Annotated in this window: 11 protein-coding genes; 10 read left to right on the forward strand and 1 reads right to left on the reverse strand. The window is 37.7% G+C overall.

Annotation, left to right across the window (positions count from 1 at the left end; translation table 11 throughout):
- Positions 1-37: 37 nt before the first annotated feature.
- Positions 38-1657 (forward strand): ABC transporter substrate-binding protein, encoded by a 1620-nt coding sequence (locus tag LY60_RS16875; RefSeq protein ID WP_145086619.1) that lies wholly within the window; start codon positions 38-40, stop codon positions 1655-1657.
- A gap of 56 nt (positions 1658-1713) precedes the next feature.
- Here LY60_RS16875 and LY60_RS16880 read toward each other — a convergent pair whose 3' ends face one another.
- Positions 1714-2736: a DmpA family aminopeptidase gene (locus LY60_RS16880; protein ID WP_145086622.1), complete on the reverse strand. Its 1023-nt coding sequence runs from the start codon at positions 2734-2736 to the stop codon at positions 1714-1716.
- A gap of 577 nt (positions 2737-3313) precedes the next feature.
- Between LY60_RS16880 and LY60_RS16885 the strand changes: the two genes are divergently transcribed.
- From LY60_RS16885 to LY60_RS16925, 9 genes are all read left to right on the forward strand, one after another.
- Positions 3314-4738: a sigma-54 interaction domain-containing protein gene (locus LY60_RS16885; protein ID WP_212633503.1), complete on the forward strand. Its 1425-nt coding sequence runs from the start codon at positions 3314-3316 to the stop codon at positions 4736-4738.
- Between the two features lie 257 nt (positions 4739-4995).
- Positions 4996-6135 (forward strand): acyl-CoA dehydrogenase family protein, encoded by a 1140-nt coding sequence (locus LY60_RS16890; protein WP_145086628.1) that lies wholly within the window; start codon positions 4996-4998, stop codon positions 6133-6135.
- Between the two features lie 22 nt (positions 6136-6157).
- Entirely contained in the window at positions 6158-7276 is a 1119-nt protein-coding gene (locus tag LY60_RS16895; protein ID WP_145086630.1) for an acyl-CoA dehydrogenase family protein, read from the forward strand.
- Between the two features lie 27 nt (positions 7277-7303).
- Positions 7304-8188, forward strand: a complete 885-nt coding sequence (locus LY60_RS16900) for an FAD binding domain-containing protein (RefSeq protein WP_145086633.1) — start codon at positions 7304-7306, stop codon at positions 8186-8188.
- A gap of 2 nt (positions 8189-8190) precedes the next feature.
- Positions 8191-8679 carry a (2Fe-2S)-binding protein gene (locus LY60_RS16905; protein ID WP_019230514.1) on the forward strand — a complete coding sequence of 163 codons (489 nt, stop codon included), beginning with the start codon at positions 8191-8193 and terminating at the stop codon, positions 8677-8679.
- 2 nt (positions 8680-8681) lie between these two features.
- Positions 8682-11036 carry a xanthine dehydrogenase family protein molybdopterin-binding subunit gene (locus LY60_RS16910; RefSeq protein ID WP_145086636.1) on the forward strand — a complete coding sequence of 785 codons (2355 nt, stop codon included), beginning with the start codon at positions 8682-8684 and terminating at the stop codon, positions 11034-11036.
- Positions 11037-11135: 99 nt separating this feature from the next.
- Complete coding sequence (locus LY60_RS16915) at positions 11136-11540, forward strand: YopX family protein (RefSeq protein ID WP_145086638.1); 405 nt, start codon at positions 11136-11138, stop codon at positions 11538-11540.
- A gap of 9 nt (positions 11541-11549) precedes the next feature.
- Positions 11550-12077 (forward strand): hypothetical protein, encoded by a 528-nt coding sequence (locus tag LY60_RS16920; RefSeq protein ID WP_145086641.1) that lies wholly within the window; start codon positions 11550-11552, stop codon positions 12075-12077.
- Between the two features lie 16 nt (positions 12078-12093).
- Positions 12094-12297, forward strand: a complete 204-nt coding sequence (locus LY60_RS16925; protein WP_019230510.1) for a hypothetical protein — start codon at positions 12094-12096, stop codon at positions 12295-12297.
- Positions 12298-12314 lie beyond the last annotated feature (17 nt).

Here is a 12314-nt window from a genome sequence, read left to right on the forward strand (position 1 = left end):
TATATAAATACAAAATTTTTGCTTTAGAGGAGGAAAAATGAAAAAAAATAAGTTTGTCGCATTTGCTTTAATTCTTGCTTTAGTAATTTCCCTTGCAGGCTTAACCGGGTGCAGCACAGGAACAGGAAATGAAGCTTCCAAAGTACCTGCAGAAGGTCAGACATTGATAATTCAAGATTCAGCATGGGAAGGCGTGGACCTGTTCCAGGTATCATCCTGGAATGACATGCAGTGTCTCTTGGCAGACCCTATTCTTGAAAAGGATCCGGATACAGGAGCTGTGCTTCCTGGAATAGCTTCAGATTCTAAGTGGAGCGAAGACGGACTGACATGGACACTTACTTTTCCTGAGGGTATGAAGTACTCCACAGGTGAGCAGGTTGAACCGGAGGACTTTATTGCCAGCGTTGAATATGGTTTGGAAGTAAGCCCATATGCAGAAGGATACCAAACTATTGAGTCCATGGAAGTTGACGGACGCAATGTAATTGTTCATTTGAGCGATTACCAGGCAGATATGCAGTATAATTTCCAAAGCTGCTTTGTAGGTTTAATGGACAAAGATGAAATTGAAAATATGTCTGCTGATGACAAATTGTGGGGATGTCATCCTTACGGAGCATATTATCTTGATGAATATCAGCCTGGAGCATATGCTATCTTAAAAGCAAATGAAGGATATAAAACTCATAACCCAATGCTTAAAAATCAGGGACCATCTCCTGTAAAAACCATAAAGGTTGTGTTCTCAGGTGAAAGCTTTACATTTGCACAGGGTGTTAAAAACGGCGACTATGATGTTTTGTCAACAGTTCCTTCAGAATATTATGAAGAACTGAAGAGTGCAGATAATATTGATATGTTTGAAGCATATGGAGCAGAAGTAAATTACGCTGAAATTAACATGACTGATCCTATTTTCCAGGACATTAACGTTCGAAAAGCAGTTATCCATGCTATAAGCAGAGACAATCTGGGAAGTTATTTAAGTGAATTTGAAAAACCTGCACACAGTCTGGTACTTCGAAAATGTCTGAATTATTCAGAAGAAGCAGTTGATTACTATGACACAAATTATGGATATGACCCTGAACTGTCCAAAAAGCTGCTGGCAGATGCAGGATGGACAGACACAAACAATGACGGGTTTGTAGATAAAAATGGAAGTAACTTAGCATTTGAATTTGATTGCAGAGATTCAGAAACACCAAAGAAAGTTGCTCAGTCACTTCAAATAGATTTGAAGGCAGTTGGTATAGACATGAAGATTAAGACACAAAACTGGTCATATGTTAACCAGGATGTTGTTGACGGCAATTTCCAAATGGCATACTTAGGTCTAGGATGGTCAGAGCCATTCCTGCTGGTAGATAAATTCTGCAACAGAAATGCTAAATGTACAAATCCTGATCCTGAAAACTACAATGCAATGGTTGCTGCAGCAAGAAAGACTGTTGATTACGATGAAATAACAGAACAAATAACTGCTATACAGAAAAAGCTGTTTGATTATTGTACAATTATTCCTCTTATTGACAATAACGGATATCGTTGCTGGAGATCTGAAATACAGGGAATCGTACACACACCTACAGGTGGCTTTTATCTTGGAGATGTAGTTACTGATGCAAACGGCAATTTCAGAAATGTAAAATAATTGCATAATAAAATGGCAAGTGCTTGCGCCCTTGCCATTTTTATATTCTGAAAAATTTATAAATAGTCTCTTAATCCTTTTACTTCTTCAAGATATCCTACAGTGGTCTTCGCATGGTAAAGCGAGCTAATGATTGCTTCTTCAACAGCTTCTACAGAAGCTTCGAAAATCTTGTCTATGCTGTCATCAAAAAACATCTTTGTTTCAAGGATGTCTTTGGTGCTGTAGTGGGGAACCCTGTTTGCAGTAGTAAATGCTATGGCAACATCACCACTGCCGTTTCCCATGTAGGAACCTGTTCTTCCAAGAGAAATAGCAGCTCTTCTGGCTACTCTTTTTAATTGTCTTTCACTTAGAGGAATGTCCGTTGCTATAATAATGATAATAGAGCCCTCATCCTTTTTAATGTCCTGTACTCCTTTTATTTTTATTCCCATGTGGTCTCCGCCGATTATCAGGTTTCCTGAAGAACCGAAGTTTGACATTACCAATGCACCTATGGTGAACTCTTGACCATCAACATTTACGAGCCTGGAGGCAGAACCTAAGCCGCCTTTAAGACCAAGGCAGCACATTCCTGTTCCGCTTCCTACAGCTCCTTCTTCAAAGTACTCTGATGGTGAATTAAGAGCTTTTAATACATCCTCTTCTGTAATGTGAAGACCTCTGATGTCATTTAATCTTCCGTCGTTACATTCTGTGACAAGACAATTTACAGTTCCGGTTGTAATACCAATGTCATTGTTTTGCTCCAGCATATATTTTGTCAAGGCTGTTGCTGCAGTTCCAATACTGAGAGTATTGGTCATAATAATTGGAGTTTCAATTGTTCCCAATTCTTCCACCTGTATTAAGCCCATGCTTTTTCCAAATCCATTAAGTATAGCAGATGAAGCCATAACTTTATCTTGAAAAACATTTCCCTCATGGGGAAATACAACAGTAACACCTGTATTTACATTTTCTCTTTGCAGAGTTACATTTCCGACTTTGACACCTTTTACATCAGTAATAAGATTTTTTATTCCCTTTCTATGTTTTTCATATAAATTTAAGCCACTGTTAATCGGTAGACCCATTTTATCCTCCTTGGTATATTCTTTCTGAAATCAATATAAACAAACCTTATTTCGTATGTTCTCATGAAGACTGTCTAATATGATTATTGCATTTTTTGTGCCAATTTTCATGATCACAATAATTAATAAAAGGCTGTTGGAGGCTGGAAAAAACTTATAAATTAAGGAAATTTAAAATTAATCTTATGCAGTGGCATGAAAATTACTTGTTTAGTCCTGATTATCATACTTTTGTCCTGTTTTAACCGATTGAGACATAGGGGACGGTTCTCAGCGACCATATTAGATGGTCACGAAGAACCGTCCCCTATGTCTGAAGTTAGAGACAAAGTTTAACAATATACTTCATTTTAAATTATTTTTCGTCAACTAATATTTTAACTGAGCATTGGCTATACTTTGTTTTAATAACATTGGAAATTCCAAAGATTATAACTGTTTTATGACACAGAATTAACATAAAAAGCCACATGTTGAGAGGCATTAAAATAAACTTTAAAGAAGTATATATAAAATGCTTTCAAAATATTGAAAATTATGATAAACTATTAACAAAAGCCGATTTGGGGGTAATGAAGTGTTAAATGTACCTATGCATTGTATTGAACTTATATTGGAACAAGCAGGAATCATAGCAATTACAGACAAGTATGCAAGATACACCTTTGTTAACAAAATGTGGCAGCACGATACCGGTATTTCTGAGAAAGAGGCTTTGGGAAAATATGCTCATGAAATTATCGAAGGTTCCAGAGCTATTGCAGCCATAACATCCGGGAAAGTTTTAACTGCGGATATGTTCATTAAAAAAAAGGATGGTACAAGCCTTCCGGGAGTAATGACTTATTATCCGATTTTCAACAGCAACGAAGTTATTGGCTGTTTTATTTACTCTTCATTTGAATCCATGGAACAAGCCTTTGCATTTTCTGAAAAATTGGAGTCAATAACCGCTGAGTATGAGTTTTTAAAGGGTGAAATGAGGAAACGAAGCGGAGTAAAATACAGTGTTGATGATATTATTGGAAAAAGCGATGCTGTAAAATTGCTCAAGGAACACATTTACCAGGCAGGCGCATCAAATTCCACTGTGTTAATAGAAGGTGAAACAGGCACGGGTAAGGAGTTGGTGGCGCACTCCATACATGCCTGTAGCCTGAGAAATATATTTCCTTTCGTAAAGGTAAATTGCTCAGCAATACCGGCAAGCTTGATGGAGTCAGAATTTTTTGGATATGAGGAAGGAACATTTACAGGTGCAAAAAAGGGAGGACAAAAGGGGAAGTTCGAAATTGCTCATTTAGGCAGTATTTTTTTAGACGAAATAAATCAAATGGATATGACCATGCAGCCAAAACTGCTGAGAGTTCTTCAGGAAAAGGAAATTGAGCGAATAGGATCCAGCGAAAGCATACCAATTGATACCCGCGTTATTACAGCTTCAAACACTTCATTGAGGGAAATGATAAGGCGAAATCAGTTTAGAAGTGATTTATACTACAGACTAAACATCATAAATATAGTAATTCCTCCTCTTCGCAGCAGAAGAGAAGATATACCCATTTTGGTTGATAATATGATCGAGAAAATAAGTAATAAAGTTGGCCGGGAAATAGACGGAATTTCAAACAAGGCAATAGAATATCTAAAGTATAGGGACTGGCCGGGAAATATCAGGGAGCTTCAAAATGTCATAGAAAAAGCAATGAATGTTTCAAGAAAAAGCAACTTAAGTTTGGAAGACTTTAAAAAATTCGAATCATATGAGGCCTTTACCTCCGGAAACAGAATTGCAAATGAAGAAATGTCAAGCAGTAATGAGAACGATTCACCACTGATGCTTATGAACAAGAAAAACAACATAGAAAAAAGTACAATTTTAGATGTTTTAGAGATGTGTGAGTATAATAAATCAAAAGCTGCTAAGAAATTAGGAATATCCAGAACACTTCTATATCAAAAATTACGAAAATATAATATTGAAATAGAAGAAGTAATGTAAACAAACATTAACAAAAAAGTGTCAATAAAGTTTACAGTGTACACATGGTGTACACTGTTTTTTTGTCGAATTTTTGTTTTTATTTTACGGGTGTAAATATATTTTAACCTATATGTAGGTTGATTTATGTGGATTTGCATGCTTGAATAAAATGTAAAAATATTATCAGTCATGGACTTGGCACAGTCCTTGCTCTTAATTTATTGCGTTAAGAAAATAACAAATTATATCAAATTTTAAAGAAGGAAGGTAATAGTATGTTTGATTTCACAGACAGACAACTGGAACTTCAACAAAGAGTTCGTAAATTTGTTAACGAAAACATTTTTCCGAACCTTGAGTTGATCGATAAAGGTGAATATCAAGAAGAGCTCTTTAAAGAATGGTGCAAAACCGGACTGGTTACCTTGGTTGCCCCTAAAGCTGTTGGAGGTATTGAGCTTGATACAAAAAGCTGTGCCATTGTCATGGAAGAATTAGGTTATGGCGATGTAGGGGTGGCAACCGGGTTTGGAGCAAACAACCTTGGTTCATATCCACTTTTGATTTCAGGAACTCTGGAACAGCAAAAACAACATTTCGGACCTATTTTGGAAGGAAAATATGGTGCATTCGCACTTACGGAGCCTGGAGCAGGTTCTGATGCCGGTGCCGTAGCAACTACAGCTGAAAGAAAAGGCGATGAATATATTTTAAACGGTACAAAATGCTTTATTACGCAGGGAGGATTTGCAATTGATATGCAGTCATCCATGGTAGTATTTGCATCAACTGACAGAACCTTGGGCAGCAAGGGGCTGAGTGCATTCCTTGTAAAAGGAGGAACACCTGGAATAAGAGTTGGTAAGATTGAAGATAAGATGGGAATAAGAGGTTCTCAGACAGTTGAGCTGGTTATTGAAGATTTGCATGTTCCTGCATCATCACTGCTGGGAGAAGAAGGCGATGGAATGAAAATTGCCATGAAGACGTTGGACTCCGGAAGATTAATGGTTGCAGCACAGGGAGTAGGATGCGGACAAAGAGCATTGGATTTGGCAGTGGATTATGTTAAAAAGCAAGTTGAAGGGGTTAAGCCTTTAGCTAAGCAACAAGCTATTGCTTTTAAAATTGCAGAAATGGAAGCATCAGTTGAAGCTGCAAGACAACTGGTTTACAGGGGAGCATTTTTAAAGGACAATAAACAGCCATACTCTCACCACTCTGCGATTACAAAGCTATTTGCAACTGAAATGGCTATGAACGTAGCAAACTCAGCTATGGAAATCATGGGTTCATATGGTTACTCAAAAGAATCAGGAATCGAAAAAGTTTGGAGAGATGCAAGAATTCTCTCAATATATGAAGGAACAAATCAAGTACAAAGACTTGTTATATCAGGCGGATTGCTTAGATAGAAAGCGGGAGGTGTGAAAAGATATGGAATTATATAACAACAGTCAATTAATCAGAAAGAGTATGGCAGACTTCAGTAAAGCAGTGTTAGAGCCTATTGCTTACGAAGATGACAGAAATGCAAGATTTCCAAAAGAAATAATAAAAGAGATGGCAAATAAAAATTACTTCGGATTGACCGTATCAGAAGAATTTGGCGGAAACAAGTCAGACTTTACAAGTGTAGCTGTAATGGCTGAAGAGCTTGCTAAAGCAAATGGTTCTGCTGCAGTAATATCAATTGCTCATGTTATTTCAGCAGCCCATGCCATAGAAAAGTATGGAAATGATGAGCAAAAGAAAGCTTACCTGCCGGACATTGTATCAGGCAATAAGCTGGGAGGATATGCTTTTATTGAACCAGGTGCTTCCATAGCAGCAGGTGCTAATAAGGTAGTTGCAGTTAAAGAAGAAGGATATTACTTGCTCACAGGCAAGAAGACACTGGTGGCAAATGGTGGGGAAGCGGATGTGTATGTTGTCATAGCACAGACAAATGCAGAAGAAGGGTTAAAAGGTCTTTCTGCTTTCATAGTTGACTGTGATGAAGTTAAAGCAGCAAAAAACATCGATAAGCTTGGATTAAGGTCTTTCCCTACAGCAGAACTGGAATTCAACAAATCAAAAGGCCAGCTGCTTGGCAAGGAAGGTGATGGGTTAAAAATTGCAAATGAAATCCAAGCCCTTTCAGATATTGCTCATGCTGCCATTGGAGTAGGTATTGGTAAAAAAGCATTGGAAGAATCAATAAAACACAGCAAGACCAGAGTACAGTTCGGTTTTCCTATCAGCAAACTGCAGGCTGTACAGTGGATGTTAGCTGAAATGGCAGAAAAAATTCATACTTTAGACACACTGGCTTATTCTGCTGCTAAGAAAGTTGATGCAGGCGAAGATTATATGAACGAATCTGTTTATCTGAAGATGTTCGCTCAGAAAGCAACATTTGAAATAGGAACAAATGCAGTTCAAATACACGGCGGAACAGGATACAGCAGAGAAGCAAATATTGAAAGATACTTCAGAGATCTCAGAGGATTGTTTAACTTTGACAGTATCAATGAATATCCACAAAAAATCATAGCAGGCAATTTATTAAAATAGATTACCAAATTTAAAGGAGGTGCCTTAATGAACATTTTACACGAATTTGAGTATTTTAAACCAAAAAGTAAGAAAGAAGCATTAGAACTGGTAAAGGGTAAAGGCAGCAGTGCAAAGGTCTTAGCCGGCGGTACAGATTTGATCATCCAAATGAAAGAAAAGATGATTAAGACTGATGCAATAATTGACATCAGTGATTTGGAAGAATTAAAGGGCATTAAGTGTGAAGAAGGTAAAGGAGCAGAAATTCTAGCTTGCACAAAGTTAGTAGATATAGAATTTAATGCTGATCTTAAGAAAAAATATCCTGCTTTAACTTATGCAGTAAGCCAGCTTGGTTCAAACCAGGTAAGAGTTATGGCAACAATGGGAGGTAACTGCTGTCACTCATCACCGGCTGCTGAAACTCCTGCTCCATTGTCAGCTCTGGGAGCAAAAGTTGTATTAGCAAGTCTTGAAGGAGAAAGAGAACTCGCTATAGAAGAATTCATTCAAGGAAACCGTAAAAATGCTCTTAAAGAAGGAGAAATACTTTATAAATTCATCCTTCCTGAGCCGGTTAAAAAATCTGCATGCAGATATGGACACATTGGTCTTAGAAATGCAATGGAAATAGACTGTGCAAACATGGCTGCTAACATTGAATTGGAAGAAGATAAAAAAACCATAAAGAATGTTAAGCTTGTAATGGGATCAGTTTCTATAAAACCTCTGGTTTCAGAAGCAGTGCCAAAAGTACTGATTGGTAAGAATTTGACTGAAGAACTCATTGCTAAAGCTGGTGAAGCTGCTCAAAGTGAAGCAAAACCAATTTCAGACGTGAGAGCATCAGCGGAATACAGAAAAGACGTAATAGGCGCTTTAGCACGCAGACTCGTCAAAGAAGCTTATGAAGCTGCAAAGGAGGCGTAAAGATGAAAAAACAAATTATTAAATTAGATATTAATAATCAGATTTATGAAGTAATGGTATCTCCTACAGATCTTCTTGTAGACGTTATAAGAAAACAAATAGGTCTTACTGGTACTAAAAAAGGCTGCGGTCAGGGAGACTGCGGAGCTTGTACTGTGTTAATAGACGGAAAAGCTCAACTATCATGTTTGATGCTGGCAATTGCAAGCGAAGGCAAAAAAATAACCACAATTGAAGGAATTGCAAACCAGGAAACTGGTGAGCTGCATCCATTGCAGCAGTCATTCCTTGATCATGGGGCAGTACAATGCGGTTTTTGCTCTCCAGGTATGATTTTATCATCAAAAGCTTTGATAGATGAAAACCCACAGCCTACAGAAGAAGATATTAAACATGCACTGGAAGGAAATCTATGTCGTTGCACAGGTTATGTATTAATTCTTGAAGCAGTCGAGTCATATGTAGAGGCTCTTTCTAAAGGGGAGGTGTAAAAATGGGTAAAATGTATGAAGTATCAAATAAGTACAACAACTACAAGGAATATCAAAGAGAGTTCACAGAAGTAGGAAGAAGTATTCCTCGTTTGGATGGACCTGCAAAGGTTACAGGTAAAGTTCAGTACACAGATGATTTGGTTTTACCAAGAATGGCATACGGTAAAATTTTAAGAAGCCCTCATGCTCATGCAAACATAAAGAGCATTGATTACAGCGAAGCGCTAAAACTTGATGGAGTTTTGGCAGTAATAACAGGCGAAGACTGCCCGATACCTTATGGTATAGTGCCTCATAATGCTAATGAACATGCACTGGCAGTGGGAAAAGTTCGTAACTGGGGTGAAGGCGTCGCAGCAGTTGCAGCTCTTGATGAAGCTACAGCAGAAAAGGCTTTGGAACTTATCAAGGTTGAGTATGAAGTTTTGGAAGCAATTGTGGATCCAAGAGAAGCTGTTAAAAGAGATGACCTGAGAATTCATGAAAATCATCCAAACAACATTGCTTACGAAGGAACTCAGGTTTACGGCGATCCTGAAAAAGCATTGGCAGAATCAGATTTCATAATTGAGAAGGAATTTTATTCTTCATATGTAAATCATGGATTTATTGAAACTCAATCTGCAATTTCAGATTTTGATCCAAACACAGGAAAATTACATATGTATGCAACATGCCAGGTTCCGCACTACACTCATCAACAATTGGCAAAAGTGCTGGAAATGCCTATGAACAAAATAAGAATTACAGTTCCTTTAATAGGCGGTGGATTCGGAGGAAAGGGTGTTGCTTCACAAGCAGATTTCTGCTCTGCACTGCTTTCCAGAAAAATAGGAAAACCTGTTAAAATAACATATGAAAGAAGCGAAGTATTTGCAACAAACAATGGTCGTCATCCATGCTACATGAAATTCAAAATGGGATTTGACAAGGATGGAAAGATAACTGCTGTTGATTTCAATAACTTGATGGATGGAGGAGCTTATTCTGGCTGGGGTATAGTTGTGTTGTTCTACACAGCTTCCATGGTTCATATTCCTTACATGGTTCCTAATGTTAAGTTTGATGGTAAAAGAGTATTCACAAATAAACCAACATGCGGAGCACACCGTGGTCTTGGTGGTGTTCAGCCAAGATTTGCTATGGAACAGATGCTTGATGAAGCTGCTGAACATTTCGGCATGAGCCCTTATGCAATAAGAAAACTAAACGCAGTTGAATCCGGTTATACAGCAAAGAGCATGATGTATGTACCTCATTCAGAATATAAGAAGTGTCTGGATGAAGCTGTTGAAAAATCAGGCTTCCTTGAAAAACAAGGGAAACTGCCATATGGTAAAGGTATTGGTATTTCAGGCGGTTACTATATTTCAGGTACATCATATACTTTATATTTATCTTACAAACCACATACAGTTGCTACAATCAAAATAGATGAAGAAAACGGAGTTACATTGTTCTGCGGAGCTACTGATATCGGTCAGGGTGTTGATACAGTTATGGCTCAGATGGCAGCAGAAACACTGGGTGTTAAGACAGAAGATGTTAAGATAATCCCAAGAGACACTGAAATATCTACATTCGACCTTGGAACATTTGCAAGCCGTCTTACATTTGCAACAGGCTGGGCAATTAGACAGGCTGCAGAAAAAATAAATGCTGAATTGTTCCCTGTAGCTGCTTCAATCTTAAAGTGCAGAGGCGATGAAATAGCAGTTAAGGACGGATACTTCTATTCAATATATGAACGTGAAGGAAAAAAAGGAAGAAACAGAGAAGTTCTGTGGACAGATGTTGTAACAATGTACATCGAATCAAATGGTCCTTTAACTTGTTCAGGACAATTTACTCCTCCTAGACGTAAAGGAATTCAGCAGGGAGGTAACATTGGACACTCTCCAACATTTGGTTTCAGTGCTCAGGTTGCTGAAGTAGATATAGACTTGGAAACTGGAAAAGTAAATGTAGTTAAAATAACTGAAGCAGGTGACTGCGGTCAGCCTATAAACCCAATGAGCGTTGAAGGTCAGGTTCACGGTTCAATCCAAATGGGATTAGGTCAAGCATTGTATGAAGAAATGCAGATAGCTCCTGATGGAAGATTCCTGAATCCTTCACTTCATGACTATAAGATGCCAACAATAAGAGATATGCCAAAAATTGATGCAAATATTGTTGAAGCTTATGACCCGTCAGCTCCATACGGCGGCAAGGAATCAGGAGAAGGCCCTATTCAGCCAACAGCTCCGGCAATATTCAATGCAGTCTACGATGCTATTGGTGTTAGATTTACAGAAATGCCATTGACACCTGAAAAGGTATTAAATGCAATCAAGGCACAAAAGGCAAAATAAATAAGCTTGCAAGAAAATTCATGATAGACCCTTAGCGGCAGTTAAATGCTGCCGCTTACCCTAAAATATAAATAGTTGAGCAATATAAGAGAGGTAGTTATGAGAGAATTTAAATTTAGAGCTTGGGACGATGAAGCAAAAAAAATGTATGCTCCTGAAGAATTAGAGCAGCCGGATGTGGCTGATGACACTAAAAAGACTATTTATTGTTACCTGTCATACGGCGTTTTGCAGATATATGATTTCAGGGAAAAAGATCCCATAGAATTTGTCCCCATGCAGTCAACTGGATGGTTTGACAAGAATCAAAATGAAATATATGAAGGCGACATAGTGCAAATTCAAGATACTATATATCAGATAATTTGGAGTGAAGATATTTCGGGTTTCATACTGTTATCTGTAGAAGGAATAATCATGATGGGCGGAGACTATATTGCAGATGAAATAGATATAATCGGCAATATTTATGAAAATCAAGAGTTAATAAACTATAGATATTAGGAGGGAAACATGCGCATAGATGAAAAGGAGTTCCTCCTGGAAATTATAGATGGTAAAAAGATGGATTTTTATCTGGAAGATGATATGTTCGAGATAGAAGGAAGAGCAAAGAAAGAAAATGACGAAATTATTATAGAGGTTCTGGATGGAGTAGGACATGTGCTGGAAATCTGCGGTCAATACTTAAAGCTCATAGACAGGGCAAACTGTCTGTATGCCAGGAGATTGGATACAGATAAAATATTTCAAATGGAAATAAACAGAGTATATGACAAGCTGACTAATCCTGCTGCAGAGGATTTTATGAAAATGAGCAATCTTGGTGTTGAACAATTCTTCAAGAAACAAACAGATACATTGGTGTGGTTTGACACTGATCAAAAGAAATGGGTTATAGAGCTGAATAAGATAAATATGTATTTCAGCGGTGACAGATACTATTATGATACTGTCAACGAATTGTTTGAAGAAAACAAGGAGCAAATGGCAGGAGTATGGCAGGCCGTTTATTACAGTTCAGAAGCAGAATCAGCCTGATGAGAGGAATAAAAAAATGGGAAAGGTAGTTGTTGAAACAAATTATACAAGGTTTAAACCAGTTGGGCAAAATGATATGTGTGCAACTTGCCCATCCAGCTGCAAGACTTCTTGTGCCAGGGTGCTCATGCAAAGCCACGAGATAGACGAAGAAAAAGATTTTAAAGATTTTAAAGTAACTTTTAATGTTAATAATTTATCAAAACATGTTGAGGACTAGATATATGACCTACATGG

Origin of the sequence: Sedimentibacter saalensis (assembly GCF_007830175.1) — a bacterium.
Classification (GTDB): Bacteria; Bacillota; Clostridia; order Tissierellales; family Sedimentibacteraceae; genus Sedimentibacter; species Sedimentibacter saalensis.